Source organism: Streptomyces sp. RKAG293 (assembly GCF_023701745.1).
Taxonomy (GTDB): Bacteria; Actinomycetota; Actinomycetes; order Streptomycetales; family Streptomycetaceae; genus Actinacidiphila.
In genome coordinates this window covers 5068777-5088243 of sequence record NZ_JAJOZB010000001.1, presented here as the reverse complement: position 1 = coordinate 5088243, position 19467 = coordinate 5068777, and the positions used below count along the sequence as shown (strand labels likewise).

General features: G+C 71.3%; 17 protein-coding genes. 5 read left to right on the top strand and 12 right to left on the bottom strand.

The features are described from left to right. Positions 1–222: 222 nt before the first annotated feature. The 6 genes from LNW72_RS22670 to LNW72_RS22645 all read right to left on the bottom strand — a co-directional run bounded on the left by LNW72_RS22670 (position 223) and on the right by LNW72_RS22645 (position 6736). A complete protein-coding gene (locus LNW72_RS22670) occupies positions 223–1779 on the bottom strand; it encodes a DoxX family membrane protein (protein WP_250977077.1) in 1557 nt (518 codons plus the stop codon). 341 nt (positions 1780–2120) lie between these two features. Beyond that, positions 2121–3077, bottom strand: a complete 957-nt coding sequence (gene rlmB, locus LNW72_RS22665; protein ID WP_138354087.1) for a 23S rRNA (guanosine(2251)-2'-O)-methyltransferase RlmB — start codon at positions 3075–3077, stop codon at positions 2121–2123. Between the two features lie 137 nt (positions 3078–3214). Further along, positions 3215–4609 carry a cysteine--tRNA ligase gene (gene cysS / locus LNW72_RS22660; RefSeq protein WP_250977076.1) on the bottom strand — a complete coding sequence of 465 codons (1395 nt, stop codon included), beginning with the start codon at positions 4607–4609 and terminating at the stop codon, positions 3215–3217. A 193-nt stretch (positions 4610–4802) separates the two neighbouring features. Then, positions 4803–5327: a 2-C-methyl-D-erythritol 2,4-cyclodiphosphate synthase gene (ispF, locus tag LNW72_RS22655; RefSeq protein WP_250977075.1), complete on the bottom strand. Its 525-nt coding sequence runs from the start codon at positions 5325–5327 to the stop codon at positions 4803–4805. Beyond that, entirely contained in the window at positions 5317–6030 is a 714-nt protein-coding gene (gene ispD, locus LNW72_RS22650; RefSeq protein ID WP_250980267.1) for a 2-C-methyl-D-erythritol 4-phosphate cytidylyltransferase, read from the bottom strand. The genes ispF and ispD overlap by 11 nt, the downstream gene beginning before the upstream one ends. Before the next feature lie 223 nt (positions 6031–6253). After that, entirely contained in the window at positions 6254–6736 is a 483-nt protein-coding gene (locus LNW72_RS22645) for a CarD family transcriptional regulator (RefSeq protein ID WP_033174074.1), read from the bottom strand. A 510-nt stretch (positions 6737–7246) separates the two neighbouring features. Between LNW72_RS22645 and LNW72_RS22640 the strand changes: the two genes are divergently transcribed. After that, positions 7247–7891 carry a DUF461 domain-containing protein gene (locus tag LNW72_RS22640; protein ID WP_250977074.1) on the top strand — a complete coding sequence of 215 codons (645 nt, stop codon included), beginning with the start codon at positions 7247–7249 and terminating at the stop codon, positions 7889–7891. Positions 7892–7994: 103 nt separating this feature from the next. Here LNW72_RS22640 and LNW72_RS22635 read toward each other — a convergent pair whose 3' ends face one another. Next, positions 7995–8675, bottom strand: a complete 681-nt coding sequence (locus LNW72_RS22635; protein WP_138354082.1) for a response regulator transcription factor — start codon at positions 8673–8675, stop codon at positions 7995–7997. Further along, the gene (locus LNW72_RS22630; RefSeq protein WP_250977073.1) at positions 8672–9961 is read right to left on the bottom strand and encodes an ATP-binding protein; all 1290 of its coding nucleotides are present in this window, start codon (positions 9959–9961) and stop codon (positions 8672–8674) included. Before LNW72_RS22630 ends, LNW72_RS22635 begins: the two co-directional genes overlap by 4 nt. Before the next feature lie 182 nt (positions 9962–10143). Between LNW72_RS22630 and phoU the strand changes: the two genes are divergently transcribed. Beyond that, a complete protein-coding gene (gene phoU, locus LNW72_RS22625; protein WP_138354080.1) occupies positions 10144–10824 on the top strand; it encodes a phosphate signaling complex protein PhoU in 681 nt (226 codons plus the stop codon). Between the two features lie 438 nt (positions 10825–11262). Here phoU and LNW72_RS22620 read toward each other — a convergent pair whose 3' ends face one another. Further along, the gene (locus LNW72_RS22620; RefSeq protein WP_250977072.1) at positions 11263–12021 is read right to left on the bottom strand and encodes a phosphoglyceromutase; all 759 of its coding nucleotides are present in this window, start codon (positions 12019–12021) and stop codon (positions 11263–11265) included. 124 nt (positions 12022–12145) lie between these two features. On the opposite strand from LNW72_RS22620, the gene LNW72_RS22615 reads away from it, so the two are divergent. Further along, positions 12146–13411 carry an MFS transporter gene (locus LNW72_RS22615; RefSeq protein ID WP_250980266.1) on the top strand — a complete coding sequence of 422 codons (1266 nt, stop codon included), beginning with the start codon at positions 12146–12148 and terminating at the stop codon, positions 13409–13411. Here LNW72_RS22615 and LNW72_RS22610 read toward each other — a convergent pair. From LNW72_RS22610 to mshA, 3 genes are all read right to left on the bottom strand, one after another. Continuing rightward, complete coding sequence (locus LNW72_RS22610; RefSeq protein WP_250977071.1) at positions 13395–15080, bottom strand: glycoside hydrolase family 55 protein; 1686 nt, start codon at positions 15078–15080, stop codon at positions 13395–13397. The two genes, LNW72_RS22615 and LNW72_RS22610, sit on opposite strands and share 17 nt — an antisense overlap. Before the next feature lie 131 nt (positions 15081–15211). Then, positions 15212–15757, bottom strand: a complete 546-nt coding sequence (locus LNW72_RS22605; protein WP_250977070.1) for a YbjN domain-containing protein — start codon at positions 15755–15757, stop codon at positions 15212–15214. Beyond that, complete coding sequence (gene mshA, locus LNW72_RS22600; protein ID WP_374117312.1) at positions 15750–17120, bottom strand: D-inositol-3-phosphate glycosyltransferase; 1371 nt, start codon at positions 17118–17120, stop codon at positions 15750–15752. Before mshA ends, LNW72_RS22605 begins: the two co-directional genes overlap by 8 nt. A 155-nt stretch (positions 17121–17275) precedes the next feature. Between mshA and LNW72_RS22595 the strand changes: the two genes are divergently transcribed. Together LNW72_RS22595 and LNW72_RS41250 are read left to right on the top strand one after the other, a co-directional pair. After that, positions 17276–18100 carry a class I SAM-dependent methyltransferase gene (locus tag LNW72_RS22595; protein ID WP_250977069.1) on the top strand — a complete coding sequence of 275 codons (825 nt, stop codon included), beginning with the start codon at positions 17276–17278 and terminating at the stop codon, positions 18098–18100. Between the two features lie 206 nt (positions 18101–18306). Further along, the gene (locus tag LNW72_RS41250; RefSeq protein WP_285369688.1) at positions 18307–19356 is read left to right on the top strand and encodes a C40 family peptidase; all 1050 of its coding nucleotides are present in this window, start codon (positions 18307–18309) and stop codon (positions 19354–19356) included. Positions 19357–19467 lie beyond the last annotated feature (111 nt).

Below are 19467 nucleotides of genomic sequence, written 5' to 3'. Positions count from 1 at the left end.
GCTCTCAGCCAGCCGCCGCAGCGCTGGTTGAGCGTGGCTCTCAGCCAGCCGCCGCGGCGCTGAGCGGGCTGCTGCGGCCCTTGCGCACGTTCCACCACCTCCGGGCCGTCCTGGCCGCCCGCTTCCCTCCACGGCGCCCACAGGCCCTCCTACGCACATGGCGGTGGCCCGCACCCCCGAAGGGTGCGGGCCACCGCCATGTCGTCCTGCGAACCCGACCCGTCAGGCCGAGCCGCCGGTGCCTCCGCCGTCGCCGACCGGACCGGACCGGCCGAGCAGCAGGCCGGCGGGCGATCCGCTGCCCAGGAGGCCGCCGATCGGGTCGTGGACGGTACCGCTGCTGGTCGTCGGGGACGTCGTCGGACGGTGCGACTGGTGCGGGGAACTGGGCTGCGTCGGCCGCGAGGAGGACTCGCGCGGCTTGCTGCTGCTGCCGCTGCCGCTGCCCGTGCTGCCGCTCTTGTGGGTGCTGCTCGGCGACGCCGAGGGCGACTTGGACGGCTTCTTCTTGTTGGCGCCGGCGGACTTCGACGGCTTCGGGGTGGGCTTGTGCTTGCCGGGGGTGGCCGTGCCCGACACCTCGGGCAGCGGCGTGCCCGGCAGGTTGTTGACGGGGATGCGCGCCGGGGTCGGCACGTCCGTGTGCGTGCTGGACGACCGCACCGCGGCACCCAGCACCGATCCGCACAGCAGCGTCAGGCCGACGAAGATCGTGGCCAGCACCACACCGCGGCGCAGCACCCGCCTGCGCAGGTCCCACAGTTCGGCGCGCGGCCCGAGCCGCCGCCACGCCTCGCCCGCGAGGCGGCCGTCCACGGAGTATACGGGGGCGCCCGCGATGATCAGCGGGCTCCAGGCGGCGAGGTAGATGAAGTCCGGCGCGTCGTAGACCGGGACCGTGCGCCAGGTCACCGTCACCAGCAGTGCCACGGAGAGCGCGGCGGCGAGGGACGCGGCGACCCGCTGCCACAGCCCGCAGATCGTGAGGACGCCGACGATGACCTGGAGGAAGGCGATGGTCAGCCCGGCGCCCACGGGGTGGGTGAGCGCGAGGTCGCGCAGCGGCGCCGCGGCGGCCCACGGGTGCAGTGACGTGAGCCACTTGACCATCGAGCCGCGCTCGCCGCCGTCGAAGTACACGGGGTCGCAGAGCTTGCTCATGCCGGCGTAGACCGAGATGAAGCCGAGGAAGACGCGCAGCGGGAGCAGGACGACGCCGAGGTTCATCCGGTGCCCGGGGTACCAGGCGTGCCGGATCGGTTCGGCATTGCGGCCGCGCCGGATGCCGTCCTTCTCGCCGGGTCCGGCCGCGAGGCCCTTGCCACGGCCGTCACCGCGCCCGTCACCGAACTGGTCGTCGTAGCCGTCGTAGTCGTCGTCGAAGGCGCCACGGGCCGGCCGGACGCCGCGCAGCAGCTCGGGTTCCGGCATGCGCGGGCCGACGACGCCTGGCGTCGCCGCCTCGTCGATGTCGATCCGCGGCAGCAGCTGCGTCGAGCCGGCGGGCGTGTCGGGGCCGGAGCGTCCGGAGCCGGATTCCGCGCCCGCGTGGCCCGCGTGGCGGACCGCCTGCAGGAGCCGGCCGGCAGCCGGGTCGCCGGGCTCGGTCCGGCCGGACCACACCACTGGTGCGGCCCGTCGCCTGACGGAGCTGGGAATGACGGGGATCCGCGCGGTCTCGTCGAGGCTCAGGGCACGGGCCGAGGTCACGCCGAGCCGGACGCGGAAACTCGCGTGGTTGACGATGACCTGGGCCGGGTCGCTCGGGACCTTGAGCATGCTCAGGGCAGGTTCGTCGAACCCGGGCGTCCCACCCCCCGTAGGAGTGCGGGGTGTTCTGGTGTCCACACTCCACTAACCGAGTGACAGACGTTTAGGACACTGCCGACGCACCGATGGATGTCCGAGACCCGTCAAGATCAACAGCATCGGGGCGCTGGCCGGGAAGGATGCGGGGCCGACCCGAAAAGATCGGGACCCGGTCCGGAAGTGATCCGGACCGGGTCCACGTCGGCGTCCACGCAGGTCGGTCACGCACGAACAACCGCGCACGTGACGTCACCCACAAGAAGTCACCGCAAGAAGTCACCCGCAAGGGGTCACGCGCGGCGGCCAGGGGGTCACGCGCGGCGGCGGGCCGCCTCGTACAGGACGATGCCGGCGGCGACGCCCGCGTTGAGGGACTCCGCGCCACCCGGCATCGGGATGCGCACCAGGAAGTCACAGGTCTCGCCGACGAGGCGGGACAGGCCCTTGCCCTCGGAACCGGCGACGATCACGACGGGACCGGCGAGCGCGTCCAGCTCGTGCAGGTCCGTCGCACCGTCGGCGGCGAGGCCGACGACGACCAGACCGGCCTTCTGGTAGGCCTCCAGCGTCCGGGTCAGGTTGGTGGCGCGGGCGACCTGGACGCGGGCGGCGGCGCCCGACGAGGTCTTCCACGCACCGGCGGTCATACCCGCCGCGCGGCGCTCGGGGACGACGACGCCGTGACCGGCGAACGCGGCCATGGAACGGACGACCGCACCGAGGTTGCGCGAGTCGGTGATGCCGTCGAGCGCCATGATCAGCGGGGCCTCGTGGCTGTTGGCGGCGGTCTCCAGCAGGTCTTCCGGGTGCGCGTACTCGTACGGCGGGATCTGCAGGACCATGCCCTGGTGGTTCAGGCCGTTCGTCATCCGGTCCAGCTCGGGGCGCGCGGCCTCCATGAGCGGGACACCGCGGTCGGTCGCGAGCTTGATGGCCTCGCGCACCCGGTCGTCGGTGTCGATGTACTGCTGGACGTAGACCGCGGTCGACGGGATCTCGGCGCGCAGCGCCTCGACCACCGAGTTGCGGCCGACGACCAGCTCGGCCGTGGACTTCGCGCCACGGCCCGACGGGCGGCGCGACTGCGAGGAGACGGTCCGCTTGGCCACGGCCTTCGCGACGCGGTTCTTCTTGTGGCCCTTGCGGTCCGAGGCGGGCGGGGTCGGGCCCTTGCCCTCCAGAGCCTTACGCCGGTGACCGCCGGTGCCGACCTTCATGCCCTTCTTGTTGGAGGTACGGCGGTTCCTGCGCTGGCTGTTCCCGGCCATGGGGCACTCTCACTTCTTCGCTGCTGAAAAGGTACTGACGTATATGGGGACTGGGCTGTTCGGGCGGAGCTGGTACGGCGGACGGGTCTGGTACGCCGGCGGACGGCACGGTGACGCGCTCGGGCACGGTGACGCGCTCAGCGCGAGCCGAGCGACCACCGGGGTCCGGACGCGGTGTCCTCGATGTCCAGCCCCGACTGCTGGAGCTGGTCGCGGATGGCGTCGGCGGTCGCGTAGTCCTTACGCTCCCGGGCCGCCTGCCGCTGTTCCAGCACCAGCCGGACGAGTGAGTCCACGACGCCGTGCAGGTCGTCACCGTGCCCGCCGCCGGCCCACTGCTCGTCGAGCGGGTCCAGTCCCAGTACACCGAGCATCGCACGGACCTCGGCCAGACGCGCGATCGCGGTTTCCTTGTCGTCCGCCGTGATGGCCGAATTGCCCTGCCGGACGGAGGTGTGGACGATGGCCAGCGCCTGCGGGACGCCCAGGTCGTCGTCCATCGCCTCGCCGAACGAGATCGGCACCTCGGAGGCCGGCGCGACCGGGCCGCACTTCTCGACGACCCGCTGCGCGAAGCCCTCGATGCGCGCGAACGCGGACTCCGCCTCGCGCAGTGCTTCCTCGCTGTACTCGATCATCGAGCGGTAGTGCGGGGTGCCGAGGTAGTAGCGCAGCACGATGGGGCGCCAGCGCTGGACCATCTCGGAGACGAGCACCGAGTTGCCGAGCGACTTGCTCATCTTCTCGCCGCTCATGGTGACCCAGGCGTTGTGCACCCAGTAGGCGGCGAAGTCGTCGCCGAAGGCCTTGGCCTGGGCGATCTCGTTCTCGTGGTGCGGGAAGATCAGGTCGATGCCGCCGCCGTGGATGTCGAACGCGGTGCCCAGGTACTTGTGGGCCATCGCGGAGCACTCCAGGTGCCAGCCGGGCCGGCCGCGGCCCCACGGGGTCTCCCAGGAGGGCTCGCCGGGCTTGACCGACTTCCACATGGCGAAGTCGCGCGGGTCGCGCTTGCCGGTCTCGACGACGTCCTGGGCCCCACGCAGTTGGTCCAGGTCCTGGTTGGACAGCGACAGGTAGTCGGGGAACGAGCGCACGTCGAAGTAGACGTTGCCGTCGGCGACGTAGGCGTGACCCCGGTCGATGAGCTCGCGCATCATCTCGACCATCTCGGGGATGTGGCCGGTCGCCCGCGGCTCGTAGGTGGGCGGCAGGCAGCCCAGCACGTCATAGCCGCTGTTGAAGGCCCGCTCGTTCTCGTAGCCGATCGCCCACCACGGGCGGCGCTGCTCGGCCGACTTCCAGAGGATCTTGTCGTCGATGTCGGTGACGTTCCGGATGAAGGTGACGTCATAGCCGCGGTAGGCGAACCAGCGCTGCATGATGTCGAAGTTCAGGCCCGACCGGATGTGCCCGATGTGCGGGGCCGCCTGCACGGTGGCACCGCAGAGGTAGATCGAGACACAGCCCGGCGTGAGCGGGGTGAAATCACGGATCTGCCGAGCGCTGGTGTCGTACAGGCGAATAGTCACGCCAACAAGGGTAGTGGGCGAAACGCCGTGCCAAGTGCGCTCCGCGCGGGTTGCCGGGGGGGAGCGGGCCGGACGATCTTCCGGACGTGGCTCCTGCCTGCGGGGGTAGCCCCCTCAAGGCCTGGTCGGACCCGGAATCCGGTCCGGAACCGGCTCCGGATCCAGCACTGGATCAGCCCCGCGGAGGCCCGCTTCAGACCACCCGGGCCGGGTCCGCCCGCAGCACCAGCGCGGTGGCGATGGCCGCCAGGCCCTCGGCGCGGCCGGTGAGGCCGAGTCCGTCGGTCGTCGTGCCGGAGACCGAGACGCGGGCGCCGATCGCCTCGGAGAGGACCTTCTGGGCCTCGTCGCGCCGCTTGCCGATCTTCGGGCGGACGCCGATCACCTGGATCGCGACGTTGCCGATCTCGAAGCCGGCCTCGCGGACGATGCGGGCCGCCTCGGCGAGCAGCGTGACGCCGGACGCTCCGGCCCACTCGGGCCGTCCGGTGCCGAAGTGTGCGCCGAGGTCGCCGACCCCGGCCGCGGAGAAGAGCGCGTCGCAGGCCGCGTGCGCGGCGACGTCGGCGTCCGAGTCGCCGGCCAGGCCGTCACCGGCGTCCGGCCAGTACAGGCCCGCGCACCACAGTTCGCGGCCGGCCTCGAAGGCGTGCACGTCCGTGCCGATGCCGACGAGCGGCAGCCGCAGTGACGGGAGCGGGTTCGGTTCAGAAGCCATCGGTGGCCCTCCTGCGGGCGAGTACGGCCTCGGCGAGCACCAGGTCCAGCGGCCTGGTCACCTTGAAGGCCTCTTCGTGGCCGGGCACGACCACGACCTGGACGCCGGTCCGCTCGACCATGCCCGCGTCGTCGGTGGCGCCCTCGCCGTCGCCCGGCACCGTCGCGTGCGCCGTGGCCAGCACGTCCCGCCGGAAGCCCTGCGGGGTCTGGACGGCGCGCAGCAGGGCGCGCTCGGGCGTGCCGGTGACGACGTTCGTGCCGGGGTCGATCTGCTTGACGGTGTCGGCGAGCGGCAGTCCGGGAACGACGGCCGGGGCCCCGTCCCGTACGGCGGCCACGACCGCGTCGACGATCTCGACGGGCACCAGCGGGCGCGCGGCGTCATGGACGAGGACGATGTCGACGTCCTCGGGGAGCGCGGCCAGGCCGAGCCGGACCGACTCCTGGCGGGTCCCGCCGCCGGCGACGATCCGGATGTCCTTGCCCTCGGGCAGCCCGTGGCTGTCGAGCATGGCCTGGACCTCGGCCACACCGTCGGACGGCGCGACCACGACGACGAGGGAGACGGCGCGGGAGCGGGTCATGGCGCGCACGGCGTGCACCAGCATCGGGATGCCGCCGAGGGAGCGCAGCGCCTTGGGGGTGCCGGGGCCGAGGCGGACGCCTCTTCCGGCGGCGGGGATGACAGCTGCGGTACTCAGAGGTTTGTGTCCTTGGCCGAGGTGGGTATCGGCTCAACGTGTGACGCTGCGGACCCCTTCCGTGAGAAGTCCGCAGGGTTGCGCACGCCGAGACGTCGGAGCAGAACAAAAGCAGAAGACGGTGAACAGCGGTAACAGCGGAACAGAACGATCAACGATCCGCGTCAGGACACAAGCATGCCGCAGCACCCGGCCGGAACCGGGTACCGCGGCAGAACTCGCGTCAGGACGCGAGGACCTCGTCGAGCAGAGCCTCGGCCTTGTCCTCGTTGGTGTTCTCAGCGAGCGCGAGCTCGCTGACCAGGATCTGCCGCGCCTTGGCGAGCATGCGCTTCTCGCCGGCGGACAGCCCGCGCTCACGCTCACGACGCCACAGGTCGCGGACCACCTCTGCGACCTTGATGACATCGCCGGAGGCGAGCTTTTCCAGATTTGCCTTGTAGCGGCGGGACCAGTTGGTCGGCTCTTCGGTGTACGGCGCGCGAAGCACCTCGAAGACCCGGTCCAGCCCCTCCTGACCGACCACGTCGCGCACGCCGACGAACTCCGCATTGTCCGCGGGTACGCGTACCGTCAAGTCGCCCTGGGCGACCTTGAGCACCAAGTAGGTCTTGTCCACGCCTTTGATCTGGCGAATTTCGATAGCCTCGATCAGCGCGGCCCCGTGATGGGGATAGACCACGGTGTCGCCAACCTTGAACGTCATGTGACAGGTACCCCTTCCGTGGCTATCCAGGGTAACACGTGAACGGCCTCTTCTGAATGGCGTTTTCGCAGGTCAGGGCATATCTCGGGGCTTGACAACCCCTACCGGAACGTGCTGGAGGGGCGTACCGAGCAGGGGTATTCGCAGGTCGGAGCCGGTATACGACGGGGGTGAAACGCACCCGTTACACCCAACGGCGCGCCGACGGAAGGGGTGTTACATCCCCATTTGTCGATCTCCGAAGAGTGGATCTTCGCTACTCCGTTCGGACCTCGTTGACGCGATGATCCAATTTTCCGAAGTCGCGGAACGGACGCGATCGGTGCACGATAAATGGATCTTGCCCGGTCCGCCGGAATCCCGTGGCGGAATGCCGGAATGCAATCCCGGCCACCCCGGTCGGGTGAGACCGCCCCGCCGAGGGGCGGCCCGGTGCGGAGGCGGGACGAAGGCTGAGTAATGTAAGCCCGCTGGAAGATCTTCCCTACCTGTCTAGGAGATGCCGCCGCCGTGAGCAGCAGCCTTCGACGCGGTGCCCTCGCCGCCGCCCTCGCGCTCTCGATTGCCCCGCTCGCCGCCTGCGGCGCCGGCAACAACGCGCAGACGCACGAGGTCCGCCCCGACAATGCCGCGACCACCGTCGGCGACATCCAGGTGCAGAACGCCGTGATCCTGACGGAGAAGGCCGGTTCCGGCCCCGCGTCGGTCTCGGCCCGCATCTACAACAACGGAAACGGTGACCAGACGCTCCAGTCGCTGAAGGTCGGCGACGCCCTGACGGCGACCCTGTCCGGCACCGCCGGCAGCAAGACCGTCACCGTCCCGGCGCACGGCTCGGTGCTGCTCGGCGGGGAGGGCAACGCCGCCGCGACGATCCCGAACAGCAACGAGGCGTTCAAGGACGGCGACTTCCAGCGCATCGCGCTGACGTTCAGCGCGACCGGTGAGGTCGCCCTCGATGCGAACGTGCTGCCCGCCGCCGGCTACTACGAGCAGTACGGCCCCAGCAGCGCCCCGTCGCCGGCCGCCGAGCCGTCCGCCAAGACCACTCCGACGTCCACCGGGACCCCGGAGAACAGCGGGAAGGCCACCCCCACGGGCACCGCCACCGGGACGGGCACGCCGACCGGTACGGCCACGCCGACCAAGAGCTGACCGCGCGATCCGCGCACGACGACGGGCCCGGCAGCGTGTGCTGCCGGGCCCGTCGTGATGTGCGGGGAAGCGGGCGGGTCCGCGGAACGGCCCGCCGGCGAGGCTACGGCTCGAACTTGTAGCCCAGGCCACGGACCGTGACCAGGTAGCGCGGCGCGCCCGGGTCCGGCTCGATCTTGGCGCGCAGCCGCTTGACGTGGACGTCGAGCGTCTTGGTGTCGCCCACGTAGTCGGCGCCCCACACCCGGTCGATGAGCTGCATACGGGTCAGCACGCGGCCCGCGTTGCGCAGCAGCATCTCCAGCAGGTCGAACTCCTTGAGCGGGAGGTCGACCTTTCCGCCGGAGACGGTGACCACGTGGCGGTCGACGTCCATCCGTACCGGGCCGGCCTCCAGGGCGGCCGGGGACAGCTCCTCCGGCTCGCCGCGGCGGCGCAGGACGGCCCGGATGCGGGCCACCAGCTCGCGGGAGGAGAAGGGCTTCGTCACGTAGTCGTCAGCGCCTATTTCCAGGCCGACGACCTTGTCGATCTCGCTGTCCTTGGCCGTCACCATGATGACCGGGACATTGGACTTGAGCCTGAGCTGGCGGCAGACCTCGGTGCCGGGCAGGCCCGGCAGCATGAGGTCGAGCAGTACCAGGTCGGCGCCGTTGCGTTCGAACTCGTCCAGCGCGTCGGGCCCGGTCGCGGCTATGGCGACCTCGAAGCCCTCCTTGCGGAGCATGTACGACAGCGCGTCGCTGAAGGACTCTTCGTCCTCTACGACGAGTACACGGGTCACGGAAGGACCTCCGGGGCAGGGATGTGATCGGAATAGTTCTCGTAGAACTGCTGGTCTCCGGCGGGGCGGCCCCCGCCACCGGGGGACTCGTCGTCCTCCGGTTCGGTGCCGAGCAGGGCGTGATCGCGTGCCACGCCGGCCTCGGGCAGCCGCAGGGTGAAGGTGGAGCCCTGTCCCTCGGCGCTCCACACGGTGACCTCCCCGCCGTGCGAGGCGGCCACGTGCTTGACGATGGACAGGCCCAGACCCGTGCCGCCGGTGGCGCGGGAGCGCGCCGGGTCGACGCGGTAGAACCGCTCGAAGATCCGGTCCCGGTCCTTCTCCGAGATGCCGATGCCGGCGTCGGTGACCGAGATCTCGATGAGGTCGCCGCCCGGGGAGGGGATCCGACGGCCGGCTATCCCTACGCGGGTGCGGGCCGGGCTGTAGTTGACGGCGTTCTCGACGAGGTTGCCGAGAGCTGCCGCGAGCTGGCCGCGGTTGCCCCAGATGTGCAGGTCAGGGGCGGATCCGGTGGCCATGGTGATCTGTTTGGCGTTCGCCTGGTGGCGGCAGCGGTCTATGGCCTCGGCGACGAGATCGTCGACGTCGACCGGTTCCGCGTCGTCCAGCGGGTCGTCGTTCTGGACCCGGGAGAGATCGATGATCTCCTGGACGAGGCTGGTGAGGCGGGTCGCCTCGATCTGCATCCGCCCTGCGAAGCGGATGACGGCCTCTGGGTCGTCGGAAGCGTCCATCACGGCTTCGGAGAGCAGTGAGAGCGCGCCGACCGGGGTCTTGAGCTCATGGCTGACGTTCGCGACGAAGTCACGGCGTACGGCCTCGATCTTGCGGGCCTCGGTCAGGTCCTCCACGAGGAGGAGGACCAGCCGGGAGCCGAGCGGTGCGACTCTGGCGGAGACCGCCAGGCCCTCGCCGCGACCGGCTCCTCTTCGTGGCAGATCCAGTTCGACCTGGCGTATCTCGCCGTCCCGCCGGGTCTCACGGGCCATCTGCAGCATCTGGTCGACGGCCAGGCGGCCGCCGCGGACCAGTCCGAGGGCATACGCCGCCGAGCTGGCCTTGACCACCGTGTCGCCCTCATCGAGGACGACCGCCGAGGAACGCAGTACGGAGAGGACGGTGTCCACTCCGGGCGGCAGTACGCCGGCGCCATCGGGTCGCAGGGCCGTGCGGGTGGGGCGGGCTTGTTCCCGCTCACTCCAGCGGAACGCGAGCACAGCGATCACACCGGTACACAGACCGGCTATCGCACTGGCTGCGGCAAGAGCCGCGTTCACGTCCATACCCCCAGGTTAGGCGGCCATAAGGGGTGCTCCACAGCCTTGAGAGCTACCTCTCGAACGCCCGTTGCCAAGAGTTCACCTTGACGTAGGCGCTGATTCACTCGGGATGCTCGAGCGGTACGCGTACGCCCATCAGCGTGGGAGCGTGGAGGAGACGCCTCTGTTTGGACGGAAGGACAGCGATGCGGGACGCATATCACGAGGAGCTCGACTCGATCGGTGAAGGGCTGGTCGAGATGGCCCGGCTCGTCGGATCCGCCATCGGCCGGGCCACCACCGCGTTGCTGGACGCGGACCTGAACATCGCCGAGAGCGTGATCGCGGCCGATGAGAAGGTCGACGCGCTGCAGCGCGACCTGGAAGCACGGGCGATCACCCTGCTGGCCCGGCAGCAGCCGGTCGCCACCGACCTGCGCATCGTCGTCACCAGCCTGCGGATGAGCGCGGACATCGAGCGGTCGGGCGACCTCGCCCGGCACATCGCGAAGGTGGCCCGGCTGCGCTTCCCCGAGTCGGCCGTACCGAACGACCTGCACAGCACCATCCTGGAGATGGGCCAGCTCGCGCAGCGCCTGATGGCGAAGGCCGCCGAGGTCATCGTCACCAAGGACGTCGACGACGCGCTGCAGCTGGAGGCGGACGACGACCGCATGGACGAGCTGCACCGCACGCTCTTCCAGCACCTGCTGGACGACCGCTGGAAGCACGGCATCGAGACGGCGGTCGACGTGACCCTGTGCGGCCGCTACTACGAGCGGTTCGCCGACCACGCCGTATCGGTCGCCAAGCGCGTCGTCTACCTGGTCACCGGTGAGCACGCCGACGAGCTGACGCCGCCCGCGACGCAGGTCGACGGGGTCTGACGGCCGAACGGATCAAGGTCCGGGGTTCGGGACCGTCGGGCGGGGGGCCCGAACGGTCCCGCCCCGCGCCCTGCCGTGCCTCCGCGCGCCGTTGATGCGCCCGCCTCCGGGCGCGTTCAATGGGTGCTGATGCGCCCGCACGTGGCGGCTTCGACTGCGTGCGGTAGCCCAGCCGAGGAGGGTACTTATGCAGGATTCCCCCACCCCGCCGACCATCCGGGACCAGCCGTCACTCGACCGTCCCCCGCAGCTCGTGCGGGTACAGCTGCCGGTGCTCGGAGCGTGCGGCTGCGGTGCGAGCTGCGGGTGCGGGTGCCAGTCCGGCGGCGCCTGCCAATGCGGCGGCTGCACCTCCTGAGGCCCTGACGACCACCCCTAGCGGGACGAAGGGCCCCACCCGGATCCGGGTGGGGCCCTTCGCGCGTCCGGCGTCCTTCGCTACTTCTTCTTGCCTTGATTCTTGACGGCCTCGATGGCGGCCTTCGCGGCGTCCGGGTCGAGGTAGGTGCCGCCCGGGTTCAGCGGGCGGAAGTCGGCGTCGAGCTCGTAGGAGAGCGGGATGCCGGTCGGGATGTTCAGACCGGAGATGTCGGCGTCGGAGATGCCGTCGAGGTGCTTGACCAGACCGCGCAGGCTGTTGCCGTGCGCGGCGACCAGGACGGTGCGGCCGGCCAGCAGGTCCGGGACGATGCCGTCGTACCAGTACGGCAGCATGCGCTCGACGACGTCCTTGAGGCACTCGGTGCGGGGACGGATCTCGCTCGGAATCGACGCGTAGCGCGGGTCGTCGCTCTGCGAGAACTCCGTGCCGTCCGCGAGGGGCGGCGGCGGGGTGTCGTAGGACCGGCGCCAGAGCATGAACTGCTCCTCGCCGAACTCGGCGAGGGTCTGCGCCTTGTCCTTGCCCTGGAGCGCACCGTAGTGCCGCTCGTTGAGCCGCCAGGAGCGGTGCACCGGGATCCAGTGCCGGTCCGCGGCTTCGAGGGAGAGCTGCGCGGTGCGGATCGCACGCTTCTGCAGCGAGGTGTGGACGACGTCGGGGAGCAGGCCGGCGTCCTTGAGCAGCTCGCCGCCCCGGACCGCCTCCTTCTCGCCCTTCTCGTTCAGATTGACGTCCACCCAGCCGGTGAACAGGTTCTTAGCGTTCCATTCGCTCTCGCCGTGGCGGAGGAGGATCAGCTTGTACGCAGCAGCCATGGCCCGAGCCTAATGGAAATCCCCTGGCGCCTCCTCACCTGTCCACGGTAATCTCCCCCGGTCGCAAGTGACCATTACACAGGGGGCCTGAGTGCCGGACGTCGGACGGGCTGTGCGCGAAACCATGTCGGGGCTTCCGCGCCAGTTCTGGTGGCTGTGGACCAGCACGCTGGTCAACCGGCTCGGCGGATTCGTCGTCACCTTCCTCGCCCTCTACCTGACCGTCGACCGGGGCTTCTCCGCCTCCTACGCCGGCCTCGTCGCCTCCCTCTACGGGCTCGGCGGATCGATCGCCTCCGTCGTCGGCGGCGTCCTCGCGGACCGCGTCGGGCGGCGCGCCACCATGCTCGTCGCCCAGCTCGGCACGGCCGCGGTCACCGCCCTGCTCGGCTTCGTCACGCACCCGGTGGCCATCGCGGCGGTCGCCGGGCTCGTGGGCGTCACCAGCAACGCCTCCCGGCCCGCCCTCCAGGCGATGCTGGCCGATCTCGTACCGCCCAAGGACCGGGTGCGGGCCTTCGCCCTCAACTACTGGGCCATCAACATCGGCTTCGGGGTCTCGGCGGGCGTCGCCGGGCTCATCGCCGCCCAGGGCTACGTCTGGCTCTTCCTGGGCGACGCGCTGATGACCCTGCTGTGCGCGGTCGTCGTCTTCGTGAAGGTCAAGGAGACGCTGCCGGCCGTCGAGGCCTCGGCGACCGTGGACGAGGAGCCGGCCGGGCTCGGCCAGGTGCTGCGCGACCGGCGGTTCATGGCTCTGGTCGGGCTGACCTTCCTGCTCGGGACCGTGGGCCAGCAGGGGGCCACGACCCTGTCGGTCGACATGGGCCGCTCCGGGTTCACCGCGAGCCAGTACGGGCTGGTCATCGGCCTCAACGGACTGCTGGTCGTGCTGCTCCAGATCCCGGTCACCCGCATGATGACCGGCCGCAGCCCGGGCGCGCTGCTCGCGGCCGGCACCCTGCTGATGGGCTGGGGCTTCGGCCTGACCGCCTTCGCCGGCTCCGTCGGCTTCTACGCCCTCACCGTCACGGTCTGGACGCTCGGCGAGATCGTGCACGCCCCCGCCTCGATGTCGGTGGTCGCCGACCTCGCGCCGGCGCGGGCCCGCGGCCGCTACCAGGGCATGTTCTCGCTCTCCTGGTCCGCCGCGTCCTTCGTCGGCCCGCTGGCCGGCGGCTTCGCCCTCGACCACTGGGGCGGCGACGCGGCGTGGGGAGCCTGCGCGGTCGTCGGCACGGTCGCCGCGGCCGGGTACTGGGCGCTGCTGCGGACGCGGGGAACGGTCAGGACCGCGGAGGTACTGGTGGAAGTGGTGGAGGTGGAGGGGCCGGTGCCGGCCTCCGGGCCGGCACCGGCATCCGCTGCCGCCGTCAGGAGCAGCCGTTGAGGTGGCGCTGGGCCTCGTAGAGGTTCGGCGGGGTGACCGCCGGGGTGCCGTAGGACTCCAGGCGGGAGTGGAGCGGGCCGGTGAAGTCCGGGACGTCGATCTGGCCGAACGGGGTGACCTCGGAGATGCCCACCGTGGCGCTGTACGGGGCGATGTCGTCGATCTTGATGCAGCCCGCGCGGCCGTTGGCGACGGTGACGTTCCAGTGGGTGAAGCGGGCGCCGTAGAGCGGCCCCGCGCTGGCGTCGCCGCCGTGCTGGCCGTCGTTGACGACGGTGATCTCGGTGCGGAGGTTGGCGAACGGCAGCCCGCGGTGGGTGTCGAACGTCCCCATGTCCATCCGCCCGCGCGACCAGACGTTGTAGCTGGACAGGCCCTCGACGTTGATGCCGTGCAGCTGGGTGCCCGCCGGGGCGGGGATGACGGTGCGCTGGTCGATGGCGAAGTCCTCGATCAGGTTGTCGTGGGAGCCCTCGCGGCAGCAGTACGGGTGGTGGCTGCCGCGCCCGGAGACGCGGGTGCGGCGGAGCGTCGAGGCCTTCGCGGCGACGAGCAGGAAGCCGTTGTCGACGTTGACGGCATGCACGTCGTCCGCCCAGCAGTCCCAAGCGCACTGCAGGACCAGGCCGTTGTAGCCCGTGTCGAGCAGATGCTGGGCCTGCGGGGTCTCCACCATCTCGATGGTGAGGCCCTCGACACCGGAGTTGACCACGGGGTCGATGAGCGTCGTCAGCTTCGGGGCCCAGCCCAGGCGCGTGTCGAGCGGCAGCGGCCGGTCGAGGGTGACGCGGTGGCCGCGGATGCCGGTGACGCGGGCCGGCCACTCGTAGGGGACGTACGAGAGCACCTTGGTCTTGTCGGACCAGTCGTAGCTGGCGGCGCCGTCCACGTCGCCCGCCATGTGGTCCAGCAGGCTGTGCGCGGCGTCGTCCGCGAGCTGGAGCAGGACGCGGTCGCCGCGCCGGAGGCGGGACGGGTCGTCGACGGTGACGGTGAAGTCGCCCTGCTTCGCGACGGCCGTGATGGTGGCGAGGGTCTGCCACTCATCGCGCTTGTTGCCGGTCCAGCCCTCGAACGGCCAGGCCTTGGCCTTGATCGCGTCGGTGAGGGTGCGGTAGCGCTCGCGCGGGCAGACCCACACCAGGCCGCCGGCCCAGGACCAGGACGACTTGTTGCCGCCGTAGCGGCTGCCGTAGGCGCCGATGATCTCGGTGAGCGAGCGCGTCGCGAAGAGCTTGGTGGTGCCGCTGCCTTCGCCGCGCAGGGTGACGTTGCTCCAGCCGAGCTGGATGACGTCGTCGATCCGGTAGGTGCCGCGCGGCAGCAGGACCGTGCCGCCGCCGCGCTTGCCGACGTCGGCGATGGCCCGGTTGATGGCGGGTGCGGCGTCGGCGGAGCCGTCCGGCTTGGCGCCGTACTGCAGGACGTTGGCGCGGACGGGGCGGCGGGGGAAGTTCCGCTCGCCGCCGTTGTAGCCCGCGCGGGCGACGTTCGGGATCTGCGGGTGGGTGTAGGGCGCGGCCTTGAACTCCGCCCAGAGGGGGGACGGCACGCCGGTCGACGGCGGTGCCGCCGCGAAGGCGGTGCGGCCGCCGAGCGCGGTGGCGGCCACCGCCGCCGTGCTGACCTGAATGGCTCCCGTGAGCAGTCTCCTACGACTGATCGTCATGACCCCGCCTTTCACGTATCTGAACGCTATTCAGATGTGCGACGGCATGAGGGTGCCATGCCCCTACGGGCGACGGGAAGGGGTCGGACCGTATTAGGTGGTGGAGCTGCAGCTCGTGCGCCGCCGTGCGGTCAGTCGTCCGTCGCCGGCGGTTTGTCAGCGCCGGTCAGATGTGTGAACGCGTCCAGGTTGCGCGTCGACTCACCGCGCGACACGCGCCAGGCGTACTCCTTGCGGATCGAAGCCGCGAATCCGAGTTCGAGGAGCGTGTTGAACGAGCCGTCCGCGTTCTCCAGGACCGCGCCGAGCAGCCGGTCGACCTCGTCGGCGGTCACGGCGGTGAGCGGGATCCGGCCGGTGAGATAGACGTCGCCGAGCCGGTCGATCGCGTAACTCACCCCGTACAGCCGGAGGTTGCGCTCCAGCAGCCAGCGGTAGACCGCTTCCTGGTTCTCGTCGGGGTGCCGGACGACGAACGCGTTGAGGGAGAGCGTGTGCTTGCCGACGATCAGCGAGCAGGTAGTGGACAGCTTGCGGGTGCCGGGGATCTTGGCGACGAAGGTGCCGGGCTGCGGGCTCTCCCACTCCAGCCCGGCCTCCTTGAGCGCCCGCTCGACGGTGTCGCGGGCGGCCTGCTCGGCCTGTCCCGCTCGTGCTGTCTGCCGCTGCTCAGCCATGAGCCGATCGTAGGTGACGGCGGTGTTCCTGCATCGCGTCGGTGTAGACGTCGGCGGTCGACGCCGCCGCCCTCCCCCAGCCGAACGCCTGGGCGTGCCGGGCGGCGGCCTCCCCCAGCTGTTCGCCGAGGTGCGGCTGGTCGATGAAGCGGCGCAGCGCCCGCGCGTAGTCGGCCGGGTCGTGGCCGGGGACCAGGAAGCCGGTCTCGCCGTCCCTGACCGCCACCGACAGCCCGCCGACGGCCGCGGCGATCACCGGGGTGCCGCAGGCCTGCGCCTCGATCGCGACCAGGCCGAAGGACTCGCTGTACGAGGGCATCACCAGCACCGTCGCGGCCCGGTACCAGTCGGCGAGCCGCTGCTGGTCGACCGGCGGCTGGAACCGTACGACGTCGCTCACACCGAGCCGCGCGGCCAGTTTGTGCAGCCGCTCCGGCTTGCTGAGGCCGCTGCCGCTGGGGCCGCCGACCACCGGGACGACCAGCCGCTCGCGCAGTGAAGGGTCCTCGTCCAGGAGGACCGCGATGGCGCGGAGCAGCACGTCAGGGGCCTTGAGCGGCTGGATGCGGCCCGCGAACAGCGGGATCACGGCGTCCTGCGGCAGACCGAGGCGGTCCCGGGCGGCGGCCCGGCCGTCGGCCGGGCGGAACCGGTCCAGGTTCACCCCCGGATGGACGACGGCCACCTTGGCCGGCTGCGCGCCGTAGTGGCGGACCAGCTCGTCCGCCTCTTCGTCGGTGTTCGCGATCAGCCGGTCGGCGGCCTCCACGATCTGGGTCTCGCCGATCACGCGGGCGGCCGGCTCGGGGGTGTCGCCCTCGGCGAGCGCGGCGTTCTTGACCTTCGCCATGGTGTGCATGGCGTGCACGAGGGGGACGCCCCAGCGCTCGGCCGCGAGCCACCCGACATGGCCGGACAGCCAGTAGTGCGAGTGCACGAGGTCGTAATGGCCGGGGCGGTGGCCGGCCTCGGCCTGCATCACCCCGTGGGTGAAGGCGCAGAGCTGGGCGGGCAGCTCCTCCTTGGCCAGCCCCTCGTAGGGGCCGGCGTCGATGTGCCGGACGAGGACGCCGGGGGCGAGCTCCACCGTGGGCGGCAGGGCGCCGGTGGTGGCGCGGGTGAAGATCTCGACCTCGATGTTGATCTCGGCGAGGCGCTTCGCGAGCTCCACGATGTAGACGTTCATCCCGCCGGCGTCGCCGGTGCCGGGCTGGTCGAGGGGCGAGGTGTGCACGCTGAGCATCGCCACTCGGCGTGGCGCGTTGCGGCCGTGGGCGGGCCAGCGCAGTCGGCGCGACTGCGCGTGACCACGCGATTGCGCGTAGCCGCGCAGGGCACCGAGCCGTGCCATGTGCTGGGTCACGCCGCTCTCCATTCGGCCGGACGGGTCCGTTCAACCGTGGAACGCCGGAACGGACCGTTCCCATTTCCGCTTTGCCGAACTTTTTCGTGGGATGCGGGGGCCGGGCCCGATGCACGCGCGCCTGCGCCCGTGGTGCCAGCACCTAAAGTCGGACCATGGCGAGACCCGTCGGCACCATCACCCGAGGCACCACCAATCCGAACCGGCTGCGCCGGATGGACCGGTGGATCGCGTTCGCGCACGGGGCCGAGCTGCGGCGGGCGGCCGATCCGGTGGCGGTGGACCTCGGGTACGGGGCGGCGCCGTGGACGGCCGTCGAGCTGCTGGGGCGGCTGCGTACCGTCCGGCCCGATGCCGAGGTGGTCGGGCTGGAGATCGACCCGGCCCGGGTCGCCGCGGCGGAGCCGTACCGGCGGGACGGGCTGACGTTCGCGCACGGCGGCTTCGAAGTGACGCTGCCCGGAGGCACCACCCGGAGCGGGCCTGGGGGAGGTCGACGGCCGGTGCTGATCCGGGCGGCGAACGTGCTGCGGCAGTACGACGAGGACGAGGTGCCGGCCGTCTGGGACCGGCTGCGGGCCCGGCTGGCGCCCGGCGGGCTGCTCGTGGAGGGCACCTGCGACGAGATCGGCCGCCGGCACGTGTGGGTGGCGATCGGGCCGGAGGGGCCGCGCACGGTGACGTTCGCGACCCGGCTGGGATCGCTGGACCGGCCGTCCGATCTGGCGGAGCGGCTGCCGAAGGCGCTGATCCACCGGAACGTCCCGGGCGAACCGGTGCACGCGTTCCTGTCGGAGTTCGACCGGGCGTGGGCGACGGCGGCGCCGTTCGCGTCGCTCGGCGCGCGACAGCGCTGGATCCGCAGTGTGCGCCTCCTGGCGGAGAGCGGCTGGCCCGTCACGGACCGCGCGGACCGCTGGCGGCAGGGCGAGGTCACGGTGCGCTGGGAGGCGCTGGCGCCGCGCGGGGCGCAGGCCTGACACGTCCTGGCGCCGCGCGGCTCTGACACGCCCTGGCGCCGCGCGGGGCGCAGGTCCGACACGCCCTGGCGCGGCACCGGGCGTGGTTCCGGCCCGCACGACCTCGCCGCCAATTCCCTTCTGCCTCTGTCGCATTGCGGCACCCCGTGGCACCATCCCCACCCATGTGCCAATCCTGACGATCCGTCAGATTCGAGGTGGTGACGATGGCGGCGAAACCATCGCGCAGCGCGACCGTCCTGTGTACGGCCCTGCTCTGCGCGGCAGCGACGCTGGCGGTGCCCGGGGCGGCGCACGCCGACCGGCCCAGGACGCTCGCCCAGGTGCAGGCCGAGGTGAACACCCTCTACCGCCAGGCGGAAGCCGCCACCGAGTCGTTCAACGCGGCCGAGGAGAAGGTACTCGCGCAGCAGCAGAACCTGGTCTCCCTCGCCATCTCGCTGGACAGCGCCCAGACGCGGCTCGGCACGCTGAACGACCAGGTGGGGGCGATGGCGCGGGCGCAGTACCGCGGCGGTGGGATGCCGGACGAGATACAGCTCGCGCTGTCCTCCGACCCCGACACGTTCCTGGACGACGCGAGCCTGGCGGAACGCGGGGCGCGGGCCGCGAACACCACCATCAGCGACCTCAAGTCCACCAAGGCGGCGCTGGACGGCTACGCCCACGCGGCCACCGCCGAATGGGAGGCCCTGGTCGAGACCCGGAAGAAGTCCGCGGCCGCCAAGGCCCGGGTCGAGTCGCGGCTCGCGCAGGCGAAGGCGCTGCTGGCCTCGTTGAAGGAGCAGGAGCGCCTGCGGCTGCAACGGCTGGAGGACGAGACCGCGTACCAGGCGCAGTTGGCGTGGACGCGGAGCGACGAGGCGAAGAAGCTGGCACAACTGCCCAAGGCGGCGGGCGACGCGAGCGCGCAGGGCCGGCGGGCGGTGGCGTTCGCGGCGGCGCAGATCGGCAGGCCGTACGAGTGGGGCGCGGACGGGCCGTCCTCGTACGACTGCTCCGGGCTGACCCAGCAGGCGTGGGCGGCGGCGGGCCGGAACATTCCACGGACGTCGCAGGAGCAGTGGCGGCTGCTGCCGCACGTGCCGGTCGACCTGATGCGTCCCGGGGACCTGATCATCTACTTCGACGACGCCAGCCACGTCGGGATGTACGTCGGGGACGGCGCGATCGTGCACGCCCCGCGGCCCGGCCGGAACGTCACCATGGCGGGGGCGGGCTCCATGCGGATCCTCGGCGTGGTCCGTCCCGGGTGACCGTCCCGGGTGACCGTCCCGGGTGACCGTCCCGGGTGACCGTCCCGGGTGACCGTCCCGGGTGACCGATGTTGCACATGTTGTGAATGAAGTACGGAGGCCGGGTGACGT